19 protein-coding genes are annotated in these 18,455 nt (G+C 72.3%); 12 read left to right on the top strand and 7 right to left on the bottom strand.

Annotated elements, in window-relative coordinates:
- Positions 1 to 68: 68 nt before the first annotated feature.
- Entirely contained in the window at positions 69 to 1,547 is a 1,479-nt protein-coding gene (locus GTY47_RS14510) for an ornithine decarboxylase (RefSeq protein WP_010033239.1), read from the top strand.
- A gap of 261 nt (positions 1,548 to 1,808) precedes the next feature.
- A complete protein-coding gene (locus tag GTY47_RS14505) occupies positions 1,809 to 2,264 on the top strand; it encodes a cyclic nucleotide-binding domain-containing protein (RefSeq protein WP_010033238.1) in 456 nt (151 codons plus the stop codon).
- A gap of 4 nt (positions 2,265 to 2,268) precedes the next feature.
- Here the strand turns inward: GTY47_RS14505 and GTY47_RS14500 are convergent, their stop codons facing one another.
- On the bottom strand, positions 2,269 to 3,561 hold the full coding sequence (locus tag GTY47_RS14500; RefSeq protein ID WP_010033237.1) for an MFS transporter: 1,293 nt from the start codon (positions 3,559 to 3,561) through the stop codon (positions 2,269 to 2,271).
- 83 nt (positions 3,562 to 3,644) lie between these two features.
- Positions 3,645 to 4,262, bottom strand: a complete 618-nt coding sequence (locus GTY47_RS14495) for a LysE/ArgO family amino acid transporter (RefSeq protein ID WP_010033235.1) — start codon at positions 4,260 to 4,262, stop codon at positions 3,645 to 3,647.
- Positions 4,263 to 4,331: 69 nt separating this feature from the next.
- On the opposite strand from GTY47_RS14495, the gene GTY47_RS14490 reads away from it, so the two are divergent.
- A complete protein-coding gene (locus GTY47_RS14490; RefSeq protein ID WP_040902442.1) occupies positions 4,332 to 5,231 on the top strand; it encodes a LysR family transcriptional regulator ArgP in 900 nt (299 codons plus the stop codon).
- A gap of 25 nt (positions 5,232 to 5,256) precedes the next feature.
- Here the strand turns inward: GTY47_RS14490 and GTY47_RS14485 are convergent, their stop codons facing one another.
- Positions 5,257 to 5,964 (bottom strand): TetR/AcrR family transcriptional regulator, encoded by a 708-nt coding sequence (locus GTY47_RS14485; protein WP_010033232.1) that lies wholly within the window; start codon positions 5,962 to 5,964, stop codon positions 5,257 to 5,259.
- Positions 5,965 to 6,078: 114 nt separating this feature from the next.
- On the opposite strand from GTY47_RS14485, the gene GTY47_RS14480 reads away from it, so the two are divergent.
- Both GTY47_RS14480 and GTY47_RS14475 read left to right on the top strand, forming a co-directional pair.
- Complete coding sequence (locus GTY47_RS14480; RefSeq protein WP_010033229.1) at positions 6,079 to 7,296, top strand: saccharopine dehydrogenase C-terminal domain-containing protein; 1,218 nt, start codon at positions 6,079 to 6,081, stop codon at positions 7,294 to 7,296.
- A gap of 102 nt (positions 7,297 to 7,398) precedes the next feature.
- On the top strand, positions 7,399 to 7,650 hold the full coding sequence (locus tag GTY47_RS14475) for a WhiB family transcriptional regulator (protein WP_010033226.1): 252 nt from the start codon (positions 7,399 to 7,401) through the stop codon (positions 7,648 to 7,650).
- A 26-nt stretch (positions 7,651 to 7,676) separates the two neighbouring features.
- Here GTY47_RS14475 and GTY47_RS14470 read toward each other — a convergent pair whose 3' ends face one another.
- A complete protein-coding gene (locus GTY47_RS14470; protein WP_010033224.1) occupies positions 7,677 to 8,120 on the bottom strand; it encodes a DUF6098 family protein in 444 nt (147 codons plus the stop codon).
- A gap of 149 nt (positions 8,121 to 8,269) precedes the next feature.
- Here GTY47_RS14470 and GTY47_RS14465 point away from each other — a divergent pair, with 149 nt between their 5' ends.
- Positions 8,270 to 8,620 (top strand): DUF488 family protein, encoded by a 351-nt coding sequence (locus GTY47_RS14465; protein ID WP_010033219.1) that lies wholly within the window; start codon positions 8,270 to 8,272, stop codon positions 8,618 to 8,620.
- A gap of 23 nt (positions 8,621 to 8,643) precedes the next feature.
- Here GTY47_RS14465 and GTY47_RS14460 read toward each other — a convergent pair whose 3' ends face one another.
- Together GTY47_RS14460 and GTY47_RS14455 are read right to left on the bottom strand one after the other, a co-directional pair.
- Positions 8,644 to 10,317, bottom strand: coding sequence for an FAD-binding dehydrogenase (locus GTY47_RS14460; protein WP_010033216.1), 1,674 nt, complete (start codon positions 10,315 to 10,317; stop codon positions 8,644 to 8,646).
- A 17-nt stretch (positions 10,318 to 10,334) separates the two neighbouring features.
- Positions 10,335 to 10,946, bottom strand: a complete 612-nt coding sequence (locus tag GTY47_RS14455; RefSeq protein ID WP_010033214.1) for a TetR/AcrR family transcriptional regulator — start codon at positions 10,944 to 10,946, stop codon at positions 10,335 to 10,337.
- Between the two features lie 126 nt (positions 10,947 to 11,072).
- On the opposite strand from GTY47_RS14455, the gene GTY47_RS14450 reads away from it, so the two are divergent.
- The 3 genes from GTY47_RS14450 (at position 11,073) to GTY47_RS14440 (ending at position 13,833) form a co-directional block, all read left to right on the top strand.
- Positions 11,073 to 11,696, top strand: coding sequence for an alpha-ketoglutarate-dependent dioxygenase AlkB (locus tag GTY47_RS14450; protein WP_010033211.1), 624 nt, complete (start codon positions 11,073 to 11,075; stop codon positions 11,694 to 11,696).
- 116 nt (positions 11,697 to 11,812) lie between these two features.
- Positions 11,813 to 12,559: an MBL fold metallo-hydrolase gene (locus GTY47_RS14445; RefSeq protein WP_010033210.1), complete on the top strand. Its 747-nt coding sequence runs from the start codon at positions 11,813 to 11,815 to the stop codon at positions 12,557 to 12,559.
- 41 nt (positions 12,560 to 12,600) lie between these two features.
- The gene (locus tag GTY47_RS14440) at positions 12,601 to 13,833 is read left to right on the top strand and encodes a DUF4032 domain-containing protein (RefSeq protein WP_010033209.1); all 1,233 of its coding nucleotides are present in this window, start codon (positions 12,601 to 12,603) and stop codon (positions 13,831 to 13,833) included.
- Between the two features lie 13 nt (positions 13,834 to 13,846).
- On the opposite strand, the gene GTY47_RS14435 is transcribed toward GTY47_RS14440, so the two are convergent.
- The gene (locus GTY47_RS14435) at positions 13,847 to 14,728 is read right to left on the bottom strand and encodes a universal stress protein (RefSeq protein ID WP_010033208.1); all 882 of its coding nucleotides are present in this window, start codon (positions 14,726 to 14,728) and stop codon (positions 13,847 to 13,849) included.
- 175 nt (positions 14,729 to 14,903) lie between these two features.
- Between GTY47_RS14435 and GTY47_RS14430 the strand changes: the two genes are divergently transcribed.
- From GTY47_RS14430 to GTY47_RS14420, 3 genes are read left to right on the top strand one after another with little or no spacing between them, the layout of a single operon-like run.
- Positions 14,904 to 16,580 carry an FAD-dependent oxidoreductase gene (locus GTY47_RS14430; RefSeq protein ID WP_010033203.1) on the top strand — a complete coding sequence of 559 codons (1,677 nt, stop codon included), beginning with the start codon at positions 14,904 to 14,906 and terminating at the stop codon, positions 16,578 to 16,580.
- Positions 16,577 to 18,022, top strand: a complete 1,446-nt coding sequence (locus GTY47_RS14425; RefSeq protein WP_029180717.1) for an ATP-binding protein — start codon at positions 16,577 to 16,579, stop codon at positions 18,020 to 18,022. The genes GTY47_RS14430 and GTY47_RS14425 overlap by 4 nt, the downstream gene beginning before the upstream one ends.
- Positions 18,019 to 18,372: a UBP-type zinc finger domain-containing protein gene (locus GTY47_RS14420; RefSeq protein WP_010033196.1), complete on the top strand. Its 354-nt coding sequence runs from the start codon at positions 18,019 to 18,021 to the stop codon at positions 18,370 to 18,372. Before GTY47_RS14425 ends, GTY47_RS14420 begins: the two co-directional genes overlap by 4 nt.
- Positions 18,373 to 18,455 lie beyond the last annotated feature (83 nt).

Raw genomic sequence — 18,455 nt, 5'->3', positions numbered from 1 at the left:
CAGGACGGCCGGTGCCCGGTGCCGGGCACGGGCGGATTGCGCGAGCACCTGCCGGGAACCCGGTGCGCATGACAGTCGACCACACCCGAGCACCGGTCCTGGAAGCCCTGGACGAGTACCGCCGCAAGGGGCACCTGTCGTTCACGCCGCCCGGGCACAAGCAGGCCCGCGGCGCCGACCCGGCGGTCCGGGAGGTTCTCGGCGACGCGGTCTTCCACGGCGATGTGCTCGCCTCGGGCGGTCTGGACGACCGGCTCACCCGGGGGCGGGTACTGCAGCGCTCCCAGGAGCTGATGGCCGACGCGGTGCACGCCGAGCACACGTTCTTCAGCACGTGCGGCAGTTCCCTGTCGGTGAAGGCCGCGATGCTGTCGGTCGCCGGGCCGCACGAGAAGCTGCTGATCGGGCGTGACGCCCACAAGTCGGTGGTGGCGGGGCTGATCATCTCCGGTATCGAGCCCGTCTGGGTGGAGCCGCGGTGGGACGCCGAGCGGCACCTGGCCCATCCCCCGTCCGCCGAGGACTTCGACCGGGCCTTCGAGGCCCACCCGGACGCGCGGGGTGCGCTCGTCACGAGCCCCACGCCATACGGCGGCTGCGCGGATCTGCGAGCGGTCGCCGAGGTGTGCCACCGGCGCTCGCGGCCGCTGATCGTGGACGAGGCCTGGGGCGCGCATCTGCCGTTCCACCCCGACCTGCCGTCCTGGGCGATGGACGCGGGCGCGGACATCTGCGTGACCAGCATCCACAAGATGGGCAGCGGCCTGGAGCAGGGCTCGGTCTTCCATCTCCAGGGCGATCTGGTCCCGCCGGCGCTGCTGGGGATGCGCGCGGACCTGCTGGGCACCACCAGCCCCTCGGTGCTGATCTTCGCGGGTCTGGACGGCTGGCGCCGGCAGATGGCGCTGCACGGCGAGGAGCTGATGGGCGGCGCGCTGGATCTCGCGGGCGAGGTCCGCTCCGCCATCGAGGAGATCGACGGGCTGCACGTCAACGACCGCGACGACTTCTGCGGCCCGGGCCTGTCCGACGACCTCGACCCGCTGCCCGGCGTCGTCGACCTCGCCGGGCTGGGGATCACGGGCTTCCAGGCGGCGGACTGGCTGCGCGAGCACCGGCACATCGACGCGCATCTGGTGGACCACCGCCGCATCGGCGCTCAGATCACCCACGGCGACGACCGGGAGACGACCGGGCAGTTGCTGGAGGCGCTGCGGGACCTCGCGCGGGCCGCGCGGGATCTGCCCCGGGCGCCGCGGGTGGAGGTGCCGTCGCCGGCGGAGCTGCGGATGGAACAGGCGGTACTGCCCCGGGACGCGTTCTTCGGTCCGGCCGAGGACGTGCCGGTGGCGCGGGCGGCCGGACGGGTCGCGGCGGAGATGATCACGCCGTATCCCCCCGGCATCCCGGCCGTCCTGCCCGGCGAGCGCCTCACCGAGCCGGTCCTGGCGTACCTGCGGACCGGACTGGCCGCGGGGATGCACCTGCCCGACCCCACGGACCCGGAGCTGGAGACGGTCCGGGTCCTGGCCGGGGACGCGGAGTGACGTGAAACGGGTCACGCGACCCGGTCCCGGGTGCCCGCACGCACCTTGCATGGTTTACGGTTCATTCATACGTGGTGACGGAGTCGACCCACCGTCCTCCGCACCACTGCTTACGGCCCTGGCTGGTTTCCCCCGTCCAGCCAGGGCTTCTTCATGCCCCGGAAAAGTTGTGCACGCCGAGGTGCCCGGGGCCCCGCCAGCGGCTGAAATGGGCGTAGGGAAAGCACCGGATGTCGACCGCCCGGCGAGGAGCCCCGCGTCATGACCAAAGCGATCAAACTCCTGACCGCCCTGCCTCCGCCCCAGCGGCAGCGCCTGATGACCCTCGCCAGGGAGGTGTCCTTCCCCGAGGACGCCCGGATCTTCGAGGCGGGCGGCACGGCCGACCGCTTCTGGGTCATCCGCTCCGGCGCGGTCTCCCTGGACCAGCAGGTGAACTCCCTCCAGCGGGCGACCGTGGCCAGCCTCGGCGCGGGCGACCTGCTCGGCTGGTCGTGGCTCTTCCCGCCGTACACCTGGGACTTCGGCGCGCAGGCGTTCAGTCCCGTACGGGCCTACGAGTTCGACGCGGCGGCCGTGCTGCGGCTGTGCGAGGAGGATCCGCAGCTCGGGCTGGTGCTGGTGCGCAACGTCGCCGAGGTGCTCGCGCACCGCCTGGAGATGACCCGGGGCAAGCTGATGGAGCAGTACACCCTGCACAGGCGAGGCGCCCTGTGAGGCGTCAGACGCGGTAGCGCCGCAGCGCCGGCACCGCCGCGGCCAGCGCCAGCATCACGGCGACGACCAGCAGCCCGCCGCCCGCGACCGCGGCCTTGGGGCCGAAGGCGGAGCCCGCGGTGCCGTGCAGCACGTCGGCGAGGCGCGGGCCGCCCGCCACGACGACGGTGAAGACGCCCTGCATGCGCCCGCGCATCTCGTCGGTCGCGGCGGACAGCAGGATCGCCCCGCGGAAGACCATCGACACCATGTCGGCCACCCCGGCCACCGCCAGGAACGCCACGCCCACCCACAGACTGCTGCTCAGTCCGAAGCCCGTGATGGCCACGCCCCAGGCGACGACCGCCCCGATGACCATCCAGCCGTGCCGGCGGGCCCGGGAGAAGGTGCCGGAGAACAGTCCGCCGAGCACGGCACCGATGGGGATCGCCGCGAACAGCAGACCCAGCGCGAGCCCCTCGCCGTACGGCGCGTAGGTCTGGGCGGCGAGCTGCGGGAACAGGGCCCGGGGCATGCCGAGGACCATGGCGATGATGTCGGCGAGGAAGGACAGCAGCAGCACGGTGTGCCCGGAGATGTAGCGGAAGCCGGCGGCGATCTCCTTCACGCCCGCGCGGCGGACGGCGGTGCCGGCCAGGGGCGGCAAGGACGGCAGCCGGTACACCGCCCACACCGTCACGCACAGGGCCAGCGCGTCGATGAGGTACAGCTCGGGCAGGCCGACGACGGGGATGAGGGCGCCAGCGAGCAGCGGCCCGGCCACCTGCCCGGTCTGCATCACGGTCGAGCCGAGGGCGTTGGCCGCGGGCAGTTCGTCCTCGGGGACCAGCCGGGCGATGGAGGCGTTGCGGGCCGGTGCGTTCAGGCCCCAGAAGGCCTGCTGCACCGCGAGCAGCACCATGAGCGCGGCCACCGACTCCAGGCCGGTGAAGGCCTGGAGCCAGAACAGCAGCGAAGTCACGGCGATGCCGCTGTTGGTGACCAGCAGCAGCTTGCGCCGGTCCATGCTGTCGGCGATCGCCCCGCCCCACAGCGCGAACACGATCAGCGGCACCAGGCCGGCCAGGCTCGCGGCGCCGACCCACGCCGAGGAGCCGGTGATGTCGTAGATCTGCTTGGGCACGGCGACGGCGGTGAGCTGGCTGCCGACGGCCGTGACGATGGTCGAGCTCCACAGCCGCCGGTAGGCGGGGCGGCGCAGCGGGCGGGTGTCCATGGCCCAGCGCCGCCAGCCGCGCCGCCGGTGGTCCTCCGGCGCCGGATCCCGCTCTTCCGCCGTGCTCTCGCTCGTGTCCACGCGCCGCTTCCTGGATGCTCGCTACATCTACCGGGTCGGCGATCACTATCGCACCACCCGCCGGGCGCCGGAGAGCCGAGGTCTCAGCTTCCGGTGATGAGCACGGCACCGAGCACGATCATGGTGGCGGCGACCAGGCCGTCCAGGACCCGCCAGGCGGCGGGCTTGGCGAGGAAGCGGCCGAGCATCCGCGCGCCGAACCCGAGGGCGGCGAACCAGCACAGGCTGGCCAGCACGGCGCCGAGGCCGAACGTCCAGCGCAGCGGGCCGTGGTCGGCGGCGACGGAGCCGAGCAGGAACACGGTGTCGAGGTAGACGTGCGGGTTGAGCCAGGTCATCGCCAGGCAGGTGAGCACGGCCCGGCGGCGCGATCCGGCCGCCTCCCCGTCGGTCCGCAGCCCGCCACCGTCCGGCCGGAACACCCGCCGGGCGGCCAGGGCGCCGTAGCACAGCAGGAACGCGCCGCCGATCCAGCCGATCGCCGTCAGGGCGCCCGGCCAGGCCACCACCACCGCGCCGACCCCACCGACCCCGAGCGTGATGAGGGCGGCGTCGGACAGGGCGCAGATGCCGACGACGGCGAGGACGGCGTCGCGCCGGATCCCCTGGCGCAGGACGAAGGCGTTCTGGGCGCCGATGGCGACGATGAGGGACAGGCCGGTGCCGAACCCCGCGGCTGCGGCGGTGAAGGTGCTGGTCATGGCCGTGACGCTACGGACGGATCCGTCCCGGGTACAGCTAAAGATTCTTACGTATCATTAGCGTCCGTGATGGCTGACCTTCCACTGGACCAGGTGCGCACCCTGCTCGCGGTCGTGGACGAGGGGACCTTCGACGCGGCGGCGGCCGCGCTGCACGTGACGCCGTCGGCGATCAGTCAGCGTGTGAAGGCGCTGGAGCAGCGCACGGGGCGGGTGCTGCTGCTGCGGACCAAGCCGGTGCGGCCGACCGAGTCGGGCGAGGTGCTGGTGCGGCTGGCCCGGCAGGTGGCGCGGCTGGAGCGCGACGCGTACGCGGAGCTCGGGCTGAGCGGGACCGGGGAGCCGACCCGGGTGTCGGTGGCGGTGAACGCGGACTCGCTGGCCACCTGGTTCCTGCGGGTGCTCACGCGTGTGCCGGAGGAGCTGCGGCTCTGCTTCGAACTGCGCCGCGAGGACGAGGACCACACGGCGGCGCTGCTGCGGGAGGGGGTGGTGATGGCCGCGGTGACCTCGTCGCCGGATCCCGTGCCGGGCTGTTCCGTCCGGTCGCTGGGGCGGATGCGCTACCTGCCCGTGGCCGCGCCGAACTTCGCCGCGCGTCACCTCGGCGGCGGGCCGCTGGAACAGGTGCTCCTCGACCTGCCCGTCGTGGCCTTCGACCGGCGGGACGACTTCCAGGACGGTTTCGTGCGCCGGCTCACCCGGGGGCGGAGCGGCGCGAGCGCGCTGCGCCACTACGTGCCGACCTCGGAGGGTTTCGCCGAGGCCGTGGCGGCCGGACTGGGGTGGGGCCTGGTGCCCGAGGCCCAGGCGGATCCGCTGCTGCGCACCGGGCGGCTGGTCGGGATCGCCCCGGGCCGGACGGTGGACGTGCCGCTGTACTGGCAGCAGTGGAAGCTCGACTCGCCCGCGCTGGCACAGGTGGCGGAGACGGTGACGGCGACCGCCGGGGAGGCACTGCGGGCGTGACGCGAGGCGCTGCGGGCGCGACGCCCTACCCCCGGATCCCCTCCAGCTGAGCCGCCGCGCTGTCCAGCAGCATGTCCAGGGCCGTCGGATAGGCGCTGGTGAGCATGCGGGTGGCGAGCAGGGGTGCCGCCTCCGCGATACGGGGGTGGGTGGCGGCGGGCAGGCGGGCGTACGTCGAGCGCCACATCTCCTCGTCGGCCCGCAGCGAGGCGCTGGGCAGGGCCAGCGAGGCCGCGTCGAGCGCGGCGAAGGCCAGTGTCGTGTCGACGAAGGCGTGGTAGACGCGCACCGCGTCCGGCACCGGGAAGCCCGCCGTGCGCAGGATGTCCAGGACGGCCTCGTCGGCCGCGAGTTCATGGGCGCGGCCCGAGACGCGGCTCGCCGTGAGCACCGCGGCCTGCGGATGCTCCACGTACGCGGCGTGGATGCGCAGCCCGACGGCCCGCAGGTCCGCCCGCCACTCCCCCGTCGGCGCCCAGCCGCCGAGCGCCTGCCCGATCAGCGCGTCGCCGATGGCGAGCGTCAGATCGTCCATGCCCCGGAAGTACCGGTAGAGCGTGCTCGGGTCGGCGTCCAGGGCCAGGCCGAGCCTGCGGGCGGTCAGCCCCGCGCTGCCGTGTTCGCGCAGCATCCGCAGCGCCGTCTCGACGATCAGCCGTTCGGACAGCACGGTGCCGCTCTTGGTGGGCCTGCGCCGGCGGCGTTTCTCCTCGGGCACCACGGGCTTGGGCACGACGGGCTCCCTCCACTGGCTCCTTATGCCAACGACATTGACCTTAAGACGCGCGGCGGCGTTGTATCTCCCCCGAGGGCGCGCCAGGTTCTTCGCGAAAAGGGAGTTTCTGTCATGCGTGTACTGCTCGTGGGTGCCGGAGGCGTGGGCGGCGCGATCACCAAGATCGCTGCCCGGCGGCCCCTCTTCGAGGCGATGGTGGTGGCCGACCACGACCCCGGCCGGTCCGAGGCGGCGGTCGCGGCGCTCGGCGGTGACCCACGGTTCACCGCCGAGCAGGTGGACGCGGGCGACGAACCGGCGGTGGCCCGCCTGCTGGCACGGCATCGCTGCGACGTCCTCCTCAACGCCACCGACCCCCGCTTCGTGATGCCGCTGTTCCGCGCGGCCCGCGCCGCGGGCGCCACGTATGTCGACATGGCGATGTCCCTGTCCCGTCCGCACGCCGAGCGGCCGTACGAGGAGTGCGGGGTGAAGCTGGGCGACGAGCAGTTCGCGCAGGCGGCCGACTGGGAGAAGGAGGGCGTGCTGGCCCTCGTCGGCATGGGCGTGGAGCCGGGCCTGTCGGACGTCTTCGCGCGGTACGCCGCCGACGAACTCTTCGACGAGATCGAGGAGATCGGCATCCGCGACGGCGCGAACCTGACCGTCGACGGCTACGGCTTCGCGCCCTCGTTCAGCATCTGGACCACCATCGAGGAGTGCCTCAACCCGCCGGTCGTCTACGAGGCCGGCCGGGGCTGGTTCACCACCGAACCCTTCAGCGAGTCCGAGGTCTTCGACTTCCCCGAGGGCATCGGACCGGTCGAGTGCGTGAACGTGGAGCACGAGGAGGTGCTGCTCGTCCCGCGCTGGGTCGACACGCGCCGCGTCACCTTCAAGTACGGCCTGGGCCGCGAGTTCGTCGAGACGCTGAAGACGCTGCACCTGCTGGGCCTGGACCGCACCGACCCGGTGACGGTGCCGGGGACGGACGGACCGGTGGCCGTCTCGCCGCGGGACGTGGTCGCCGCGTGCCTGCCCGACCCGGCGACACTCGGCGAGCGGATGCGCGGAAAGACGTGTGCGGGCACGTGGGTGCGGGGCGTGCGGGACGGGAGGCCGCGCGACGTATACCTGTACCACGTGGTCGACAACCAGTGGTCCATGGCGGAGTACGGCTCCCAGGCCGTGGTGTGGCAGACCGCCGTCAATCCCGTCGTCGCGCTCGAACTCCTCGCCTCGGGCGCCTGGTCCGGCGCGGGCGTGCTCGGCCCCGAGGCCTTCCCGGCCCGCCCGTTCCTGGACCTGCTGACGGCCTACGGCTCGCCCTGGGGCCTGCGCGAGCAGTGAGCGGTGTCCGGGCGGCGCTGTTTCACCACGCCTCGACAGGTGACCCGAAAAGGAGCAATCATCCGAACGGGCACGTTTCTACTGCGATCGCAGGTGACTTCGATGGACAACTGGCGAGACCACGCTGCCTGCCGGCACGAGGACCCCGAGCTCTTCTTCCCGATCGGCACCTCCGGCCCGGCCCTCCTCCAGACGGAGCAGGCCAAGGCGGTGTGCCGGCGCTGCCCCGTCCAGGAGCAGTGCTTGCAGTGGGCGCTGGACACGGGGCAGTCCATCGGTGTGTGGGGCGGGACCAGCGAGACGGAACGGCGTGCGCTGAAGCGGCGCGCGGCGGCCCGCCGCCGCTCGGGCTGACGCCCTGCCCACCTCCCCTGGGGGATTCAGCTGCGGCGCAGCGGCCCCCAGGGGTTCTCCTGCCGGGACACCTCCGCCTTCGCCTCGTCGATCACCTGCTGGTCGATCCAGCTCATCGGCCGGGCGTCGGTGACCAGCGGTTCGTTGTCGGGTCCGCGGGCGGTCTCCTTGCCCGCGAGCACCCAGGGCCGTACGCCGGGCCCCTTCTCGTGCGGCAGATGGGCGTAGTCGTGCAGGCGACGCGCCACCCACACCCGGACGGGCCGGTCCTCCCACCAGTCCTCGACGTCGAGCGGGTTGGCGGACAGGCCCGGCATGGACACGCCCGTGAGATCGTCGGTGCTGGACACGTCGCGGAGATCGGTCGCGGGGCCGCGCGACCAGCGGACGTACAGGCCCTGGTGCCGTTCGACCAGCTCGGTGAGCTCGGCGAGTGTGCGCACGACCGGCAGGTCGTCCGATCCACTCATGTCGTGACCTCCTCCCTCGACGCCGTCAGGCGGACGGAGTACCCGCTCGGCGCGAGCGGAATCGGCCCTTCGGCGCGGCGGGTGCCGGCGCCCGGTCGGGGTTACGCTCGCGGCACACCCGTCCGTCGCAGAAGCAGAAGGGGACGAGCATGAGCGTCCGCGTACGCCGCGTCTACGATCCGCCCGAGCCGGAGGACGGGGTGCGTGTCCTGGTCGACCGGCTGTGGCCGCGGGGCCTGGCGAAGGACGCGGCCCGGGTGGACGAGTGGCCCAAGGCGATCACCCCGTCGACGGAACTGCGCCGCTGGTACCACGCGGGCGAGGGCTCGTACGAGGAGTTCGCCGGCCGGTACGAGGCGGAGCTCGCCGCCGACGAGGCGGCCGAGGTCCTCGACCACGTCCGTGACCTGGTCCGCAAGGGTGATGTGACGCTGCTGACCGCGTCGAAGACGCCGGAAGAGAGCCACGCCACGGTGCTGGCCCGCCTCGTGCGGAGCTGAGGAGGCGGGCCGTCCCGGCACGGTCAGGCGGTCTGTTTCGCCGCCGCCCGGCCCGCCGCGCGGCCCGAGAAGAGGCAGCCGCCGAGGAAGGTGCCCTCCAGCGCGTTGTAGCCGTGGACACCGCCGCCGCCGAATCCGGCGACCTCGCCGGCCGCGTACAGCCCCTCCACCGGCTTGCCGTCGGTGCCGAGGGCGCGCGAGTCGAGGTCGGTCTGGATGCCGCCGAGCGTCTTGCGGGTGAGGATGTGCAGCTTGACGCCGATCAGCGGGCCGGCGTCCGGGTCCAGGATGCGGTGCGGCGTGGCGACCCGGCCGAGACGGTCGCCGATGTAGCGGCGGGCGTTGCGGATGCCCTGCACCTGGGCGTCCTTGGCGTAGGGGTTGGCGATCTGCAGGTCGCGGGCCTCGATCTGGCGGCGGATCCCGGCCGCGTCGAGCAGTGGCCTGTCGGTCAGCTGGTTCATCTTCTCGACGAGCTGCTCGACACTGGGGGCTGTCACGAAGTCGGCGCCCTTGCGCAGGAACGCGTCGACCGGTCCGGGCGCGCCCTTGCCGAGGATGCGTTCCTTCAGGAACCCGGCGCGGTCCTTGGCGGTGATGTCGGGGTTCTGCTCGGAGCCCGACAGGGCGAACTCCTTCTCGATGATCTTCTGCGTGAGGATGAACCAGGAGTGGTCGTACCCGGCGATGTCCTCGGTGGTGCGCAGGTGCTTCAGGGTGCCGAGGGTGTCGTAGCCGGGCAGGTACGGCCCGGGCAGGCGGCGGCCGAGGGCGTCGAACCACATCGAGGACGGTCCGGGCAGGATGCGGATGCCGTGGCCGGGCCAGATCGGGTCCCAGTTCTGCAGGCCCTCGGTGTAGTGCCACATGCGGTCCCGGTTGACCAGGCGTACGCCCGCCTCGGCGCTGATGTCGAGCATCCGGCCGTCGACGTAGGCCGGGACGCCGGTGACCATCTCCCGCGGCGGGGTGCCGAGGCGCTCGGGCCAGTAGCGGCGGACGATGTCGTGGTTGGCGCCGATGCCGCCGCTGGTGACGACGACGGCCTGGGCGGTGAGTGCGAACTCGCCGACGGCGTCGCGGTTGGAGGCGACGCCACGCGGTGAGGTGTCCTCGGCCAGGACCGTGCCGCGCACGCCGCGGGCGCTGCCGTCCTCGACGACCAGTTCGTCGACGCGGTGACGGTGGTGGAAGGTGAGCAGTCCGTCGCGCGCGGCCTGCTCGGCGTAGCGGACGAAGGGTTCCACCACACCGGTGCCGGTGCCCCAGGCGATGTGGAAGCGGGGCACGGTGTTGCCGTGCCCGTGGGCGGTGAGGTCGCCGCGCTCGGCCCAGCCGACGGTGGGCAGGAACGTGATGCCGTGCCCGTTCAGCCAGGACCGCTTCTCCCCCGCGGCGAATTCGACGTAGGCGCGCGCCCAGCGCACCGCCCAGGAGTCCTCGTCCTCCAGCCGGTCGAAGCCCGCGCTGCCCCGCCAGTCGCTCCAGGCCAGGTCGAAGGAGTCCTTGATGCCCAGGCGCCGCTGCTCCGGCGAGTCGACGAGGAACAGCCCGCCGAAGGACCAGAAGGCCTGTCCGCCGAGGTTGGCGGCGTTCTCCTGGTCGACGAGGGCGACCCTCCTGCCCCTGCTGGTCAGTTCGTGTGCCGCGACCAGGCCGGCGAGGCCCGCTCCGACGACGATGACGTCGGCATCCATGGCGACCGTTCCCTTCTTCAGTTCCGCGTGCGGTCGGGGGTGCCGCTGCCGTCGGTCAGCAGGGCCGTGAGCAGTTGTTTCAGCCAGGCGCGGGCGTGCTCGACGTCCCGGTCCAGCAGCAGTTGCGTGGTGACGCCGTCGTAGGCCGCGACCACGGCGTGGGCGGCGCCGTCCGTGTCGCCCAGGACGGCGGGCAGTGCGGTGTGCCCGCGGGCGCGGGCGAGCCGGTCGGCGATCGCCCGCCGCAGCCGCGCGCGGTGCTCCAGCAGGCTCCGGGCGACGTCCGGGTCGCGGGCCGCGTGCACCAGGAAGTCCGTCTTCACGAGGAGCCAGTCCCGGTCGAGGAGCAGCACGTCGGTGACGCGGTCCACGGCGGCCGGCACGTCGAGGCCGGGCCCGTCGAGGGCGAGAGCACCGGCCACCTGCTCCGCGATGAGGTCGGCCCGCTCGCGGTAGAGGGCGAAGAACAGCTCGTCGAGGCTGGAGAAGTTGGAGTAGAAGGCGCCCCTGCTGTAGCCGGCGGCCTCGCAGACCTCCTCGATCGAGACGTGCCCGAAGCCCTTGGCCGCGAACACGGAGAACGCCGCGTCCAGGAGATTGGCGCGGGTGCGGACACGGCGCCTGGTCACCCGACCGGTCGTTCCCTCCACGGTGTCCGGCCCCCTTTCGATACGGAACTGTATTCGATACACCGATGTATCGAAACCCCGGAATCTTGATGGAACACATATTCGATTACGAGGTACCCTGGGGCCATGCACCTCCAGGGCTCCCTTTTCGACCAGGCCGACGAGCTGCGGCTCGGGCCGCTCGACGGGATCAGCCGTACCCACCTCGGTTTCGGCGCCTGGCTCGACGTCCTGCCCGGGTGGCTCAGCGGTTCCGACACACTGTTCGAACACCTGGCCGCCGAGGTGCCGTGGCGGGCGGAGCGGCGCACGATGTACGACCACGTCGTCGACGTGCCTAGGTTGCTCGCTTTCTACGGCGCCGACGACCCGCTGCCGCACCCGGTCCTGACCGAGGCGCGCGACGCGCTGAGCGCCCACTACGGCGAGGAACTGGGCGAGCCGTTCACCACGGCCGGACTGTGCTACTACCGCGACGGCCGGGACAGCGTGGCCTGGCACGGCGACCGGATCGGCCGCGGGGCGCGTGAGGACACGATGGTCGCGATCCTGTCGGTGGGAGCGCCCCGGGACCTGCTGCTGCGTCCGATGCGGGGCGGCCGCGACACCGTGCGCCGGCCACTGGGGCACGGCGACCTCATCGTGATGGGCGGCTCCTGCCAGCGCACCTGGGAGCACTCCGTGCCCAAGAGCACGCGCGCGACGGAGCCGCGCATCAGCATCCAGTTCCGCCCGCACGGCGTGCACTGAGCCCGTCCGAACGACCGGGGCACGCGGGCCCGTTGGGACGGACCCGGCGACTCCGCCTGCCCTGGGGTCTGCTTTCCTTCTCTCGTCGGGCTGGTACCACACAACGCGGGGCGATCATGCGGGCAGACGTACACCAAGTCGCCGACGGCACCTACCTGGTGCACGGCTCCAACACCAACTGGGTGATCCTTGCGGAGGGGGACGCCGTCACGCTGGTCGACACCGGCTACCCCGGCGACCGGGAGCAGCTCCTCACCTCGCTCGCGGAGGTGGGCAGCTCCCCGGAGGCGGTCGCGGCCGTGCTCATCACGCACGCGCACAACGACCACCTGGGCTCCGCCGAGTACCTGCGCGCCACGTACGGCACGCCCGTGTACCTCCACGAGGCCGAAGTGCCGCACGCACGCCGGGAGTTCCTGCACCAGGTGTCCCTCGGGACGGTGCTGAGGAACGGCTGGCGCCCCGGGGTGCTGCCGTGGGCCGTGCACGCGCTGCGCTCAGGCGGCACGATGCACAACCCCGTCACGGCCCCCGAGCCGTTCCCGGCGGCGGGCGCCCTGGACCTGCCCGGGCGGCCCGTGCCGGTGCACACGCCGGGCCACACCGGCGGGCACTGCGCCTACCACGTGCCCGGCACCGGGGTGCTGATCTCCGGCGACGCCCTGGTCAGCGGGCACGCCACCTCGCGGGTCGAGGGACCGCAGCTGCTGCCGGACATGTTCCACCACGAGCGCCCGCGTGCCGTGGCCTCCCTGGACGTCCTCGCGGAGCTGGAGGGCGAGCTGCTGCTGCCCGGGCACGGTCCGGTCCACCGCGGTCCGTTGCGGGACGCCGCCCACCGGGCCCGGGAGCGCGCCCTCTAATCTGGGGTGACGATCAGCGGCGAGACAAGGACACCCGGCGCATGGCACTTCAGATCAGCGCGACCAACCCGGAGCATCCCGCGCTTCTGCTGGAACTGCCGTGGGACCTGCCCCTGGAGGAGTGGCCGGAGGAGTACCTCGTACCACTGCCGCGCGGCATCTCCCGGCACGTGGTGCGCTACTCCCGGGCCGGCGACGAGGTGATCGCCGTCAAGGAGCTGGCCGAGCGGCCCGCGCAGCGCGAGTACGAGCTGCTGCGCGACCTGGACCGGATCGGCATCCCGGCGGTGGACCCGCTGGCCGTGGTCACCGGCCGCACCGACGCGGACGGCGCACCGCTGGAGAGCGTGCTGATCACCCGGCACCTGGGCGGTTCGATGCCGTACCGCTCGATGTTCGAGACGACCATGCGCCCGGCCACCATGCACCGGCTGATGGACGCGCTCGCCGTGCTCCTGGTACGCCTGCACCTGGCCGGGTTCGCCTGGGGCGACTGCTCGCTGTCCAACACCCTCTTCCGGCGCGACGCGGGCGCCTACGCCGCGTATCTGGTGGACGCCGAGACCGGTGACCTGCATCCGCAGCTCAGCTCCGGGCAGCGCGAGTACGACCTGGACCTCGCCCGCGTGAACATCAGCGGGGAGTTGCTGGACCTGGAGGCGTCCGGGGCACTGCACCCGTCGGTGGACCCGGTCGAGTTCGGCATGGAGATCTGCGCCCGCTACGGCGGCCTCTGGGACGAACTGACCCGCACCTCCGTCTATCCGGCGGGCAAGTACCACTACATAGAACGCCGGATCCGCCGCCTGAACGACCTCGGCTTCGACGTCGCCGAGATGCAGATCGAGCACGCCTCGAACGGCGACACGGTCACCTTCGTGCCCAAGGTCGTCGACGCGGGACACCACCAGCGCCAGCTGCTGCGCCTGACCGGGCTGGACACGGAGGAGAACCAGGCCCGGCGGCTGCTGAACGACCTGGAGAGCTGGATGGCGACCCAGGACGACTACGCCCCGGGCGATCCCCTGGGCGCCCGCCCCGAGGTGCTGGCCCACCGCTGGGTGCGGGAGGTGTTCCGGCCGACCGTGCGGGCGGTGCCGCCCGAACTGCGCGGTTCCATGGACCCGGCGGAGATCTACCACCAGCTCCTCGAGCACCGCTGGTACCTGTCCGAGCGGGCCCAGCACGACATCGGCATCGACACGGCCGTCGAGGACTACATCGAGAACATCCTCCCCAAGGCCCGCAAGACCCTTCAGCCGACGGCGGACTGAGACACAGGCCTCCTCACGTGTGCGGGACCACGGCGACCGGGCAGTCCGCGTGGTGCAGCACCCCGTGCGCCACCGAGCCGATGCGAGCGCCGACGGCCGTACGGTGGGCCCGCCGCCCGACCACCATCAGCTGGGCCGTCCCGGCCACCGACAGCAGCACCTGGCCGGCGCTGCCCATCTCCACGTGCTCCTCCACCGGCACGTCGGGGAAACGCTCCCGCCACGGCCGGACCGCGGCGGCCAGGGCCCTCTTCTCGTACGGCTCCAGTCCCCCGGCCTCGTCGAGGAGCTTCAGCGAGCCGGGGCTGTAGGCGAACACGGGCGGCAGTGTCCAGGCCCGTACGACCCGGACGGTCGCCCCGCGCACGGCCGCGGTCTCGAACGCGAACCGCAGCGCGTCGGCGCTGTCCCCCTCGTCGCCCTGCTGGCCCACGACGATCTCCCGCCCGGCGGCCTCGGCCGAGGGCTGGTCACCGGCCCGGACGAGCACGACGGGCCGGGTGGCCTCGGCGATGACCTGCTGGCCGACCGAGCCGAGCAGGAAGCCGACGATCGGCCCGTGCCCGCGCGAGCCGAGCACCAGCAGCTCGGCGCCGGCAGCGGCGGCGACCAGGGTGTCGACGACCGGGCCCTCCACGACGTCGGTGGTCACCTCCAGGTCCGGGTGCCGTTCGGTGACGGTCCCGACGGCCTCGGTCACCGCGCTGTGCACCCACTGCTCCTGGCTGTCCGCGTCCCCGGTGATCCCCGCTTCGAGCGCCTCGTGCGGCTGGAACCGCCAGGCGTGCACCACTCGCAGCGCCAGCCCGCGCCGCACCGCCTCCCGGGCCGCCCAGGCCAGCGCGGCCAGGCTCTCCTGCGATCCGTCGACCCCGGCGGTGATCGGACGTGTCATGCAGCTGCCTCCTTGTTCCAAGGTCACTGACGTGCTGCTCAGTCTTCACTACCCGGTCCGTACGGCTGATCTCCGGATCGGAGCGCGCCGCGGCGATCGAACATACGATGGGCGGAGGTCGGCGCGATGCCCCGGGGCACCGTGCCGTGAGTCGACCGCCCGGTGTGGGGGACGTATGGCACAGGCCGCCGATGCGGCGCGGACCGTCATCATGACCGTGGACGACGACCCGGGGGTCTCCAGGGCCGTGGCCCGGGACCTGAGGCGGCGGTACGGCGCGTCGTACCGGATCGTGCGCGCGGAGTCCGGCGAGTCCGCGCTCGACGCGCTGCGGGAGCTGAAGCTGCGCGGCGATCTCGTGGCCGTGATCCTGGCCGACTACCGGATGCCCCAGATGAACGGCATCGAGTTCCTCGAACAGGCCCTGGACGTCTACCCGGGTGCGCGGCGGGTGCTGCTGACGGCGTACGCGGACACGAACGCGGCGATCGACGCGATCAACGTCGTCGACCTCGACCACTACCTGCTCAAGCCGTGGGACCCGCCAGAGGAGAAGCTCTACCCGGTCCTCGACGATCTGCTCCAGGCGTGGCGCTCCAGCGACTACCGGCCCGTGCCGAGTACCAAGGTCGTCGGGCACCGCTGGTCGGCACGCTCCTCGGACGTGCGGGAGTTCCTGGCCCGCAACCAGGTGCCGTACCGCTGGTACTCCTCCGACGAGCCGGAGGGCCGCCGACTGCTGGCCGCGGCCGGCGAGGACGGCATGCGGCTGCCCGTGGTGGTCACGCCGGACGGGACGCCGCTGGTCGAGCCGGAGGCCGTCGACCTCGCCGCCCGGGTCGGGCTGGCGACGACCCCGACGGCCGACTTCTACGACCTGGTCGTGATCGGCGGCGGTCCGGCCGGGCTCGGCGCGGCGGTCTACGGCGCTTCCGAAGGGCTGCGGACCGTGCTGGTGGAGCGGTCGGCGACCGGCGGACAGGCGGGCCAGAGCTCCCGGATCGAGAACTACCTCGGCTTCCCCGACGGCGTGTCGGGGGCCCAGCTCACCGACCGGGCCCGGCGGCAGGCGGCGAAGTTCGGCGCCGAGATCCTCACCGCGCGCGAGGTGACGGCGCTGGAGGTCAACGGCGCCGCCCGGATCGTACGGTTCTCGGACGGCTCGGCGGTCGCCGCGCACAGCGTGATCCTGGCGACCGGCGTCTCCTACCGGCAGCTGTCGGCGCCCGGCTGCGAGGACCTGACCGGGTGCGGGGTGTTCTACGGGTCGGCCCTGACGGAGGCACCCTCCTGCCAGGGGCAGGACGTGTACATCGTCGGCGGCGCCAACTCCGCCGGACAGGCTGCGATGTATCTGTCGCGGGGCGCCAAGTCGGTGACCCTGCTGGTGCGCGGCCCGTCGCTGTCGGCGTCGATGTCGCACTACCTCATCCAGCAGATCGAGGAGTCCCCCAACATCCGGGTGCGCGCCCGCACGGTCGTCGAGGAGGCGCACGGTGACGGCCACCTGGAGCGGCTGACCCTGCGGGAGGTGGACACCGGCGAGACCGAAGAGGTCGACGCGCAGTGGGTGTTCGTGTTCATCGGCGCGGCCCCGCTGACCGACTGGCTGGACGGCACGGTGCTGCGGGACGAGCGCGGGTTCATCCTCGCCGGTCCCGACCTGACGGCCGACGGCCGGCCGCCGGAGGGCTGGGAGCTGGACCGGCCGCCGTACCACCTGGAGACCAATGTGCCCGGGGTGTTCGTGGCGGGCGACGCCCGCTCCGAGTCCGCCAAGCGGGTCGCGTCCGCCGTCGGAGAGGGAGCCATGGCCGTGATGCTCGTCCACCGGTATCTGGAGCAGTCATGAGCGGCCGGCCCATGCCGTGCGCCCCGCAGGAGATCGGTTCCCTGTTCCTGTTCGAGAAGCTGACCCCCGAGCAGCTCGGACGGTTGTGCGCCGAGGGACGCGTGGAGCAGTTCGAGCCCGGCCCCGTGTACACCGAGGGCGAACCCGCCACCTGCTTCTACGTGATGCTCGAGGGCACGGTCGTGCTGTACCGCCGGGTCGGCGGCGACGACGTGGAGGTGACCCGGACCTCCCAGCGCGGGGTGTACGCGGGGTCCATGCAGGCGTATCTGGGCGACCGGGTGCGGCAGGTCTACAACAACTCCATGCGCGTCACCGAGCCGACGCGGTTCTTCGTGCTGCCCGCCGACACGTTCGCGAGCATCATGCAGGAGTGGTTCCCGATGGCGGTGCATCTGCTGGAGGGGCTCTTCTTCGGTTCGAAGAACACCCAGCGGGCCATCGGGCAGCGCGAACGGCTGCTGGCGCTCGGCTCGTTGTCCGCCGGCCTCACCCACGAGCTCAACAACCCCGCGGCGGCGGCCGTACGGGCGACCGCGACGCTGCGGGAGCGGGTGGGCAAGATGCGGCACAAGCTGGCGATCATCGCGCAGGGTTCGTACTCCCCCGAGGTCATGGCGAACCTCATCGACATCCAGGAACGCACCGCCGAACGCGTCGCCAAGGCCCCCACGCTCAGTCCGCTGGAGGCCTCGGACCGGGAGGACGCGCTCACCGACTGGCTCGACGACCACGGCATCCCGGACGGCTGGCGGATCGCGCCCGTCTTCGTGCAGGCCGGTCTCGACGAGGACTGGCTGGACCAGGTCGCGGCGGCGGTGGACGAGGAGATCCTGCCGAGCGCGATCGGGTGGCTCAACTACACCGTCGAGACCGAGCTGCTGATGGACGAGATCAACGACTCGACCACGCGCATCTCGCATCTCGTCGACGCGGCCAAGCAGTACTCCCAGCTCGACCGTGCGCCCTTCCAACACGCCGATGTGCACGAACTCCTCGACAGCACGCTGCTGATGCTGTCGGGCAAGATCGGCCGGCAGATCAAGGTCGTCAAGGAGTACGACCGGACGCTGCCGAGGATCCCGGCGTACCCGGCGGAGCTCAACCAGGTGTGGACGAACCTGATCGACAACGCGGTCTCGGCGATGAACAGCGCGGGCGGGGAGGGGACCTTGACCGTGCGGACGGCCCGGGACCACGAACGGCTGCTGGTGGAGTTCCGGGACACGGGCGTCGGCATCCCGGCGGAGGACCGGGGGCGGATCTTCGATCCGTTCTTCACGACGAAGCCGGTGGGTGAGGGGACCGGGCTCGGACTCGACATCTCCTGGCGGATCGTGGTCAACAAGCACCACGGGACGATTCAGGTGGAGTCGGAGCCGGGGGACACACGGTTCCAGGTGCTGCTTCCGCTGACAGCGGTCGAGGAGGAGTCGGCATGAGTGGTGAGAACGGTATCGACCCGAGTGTCCCGCCGAGCGGCAGCGGGTGCGCGGAGTGCGAGGCGGCCGGGGGGTGGTGGTTCCACCTCCGGCGGTGTGCGCAGTGCGGGCACGTGGGGTGTTGTGACAGTTCGCCCGCGAAGCACGCGACGGCTCACTTCAGGGAGTCCGGACATCGCCTGGTGCAGAGCTTCGAGCCGGGTGAGGGCTGGTACTGGGACTACTCGACGAACGAGTTGTACGAGTCGGGGCCGGAGCTGGCTCCGCCGGTGAGTCATCCCGCGGATCAGCCGGCGCCGGGGCCTGCGGGGCGGGTGCCGGATGACTGGGCGAGGGTTTTGCGGGCCTGAGAGCTCGGGTCTCAGGGTTTCGTGGCGGCTGCGGGTTGTATGTGGTTGATCGCGCCCACGCGGCGGAGCCGCACAATGTCACA

The sequence above is a fragment of the Streptomyces sp. SID5464 genome (genome assembly GCF_009862985.1).
Classification (GTDB): domain Bacteria; phylum Actinomycetota; class Actinomycetes; order Streptomycetales; family Streptomycetaceae; genus Streptomyces; species Streptomyces chartreusis_D.
This window is presented reverse-complemented; position numbering and strand designations above follow the sequence as displayed.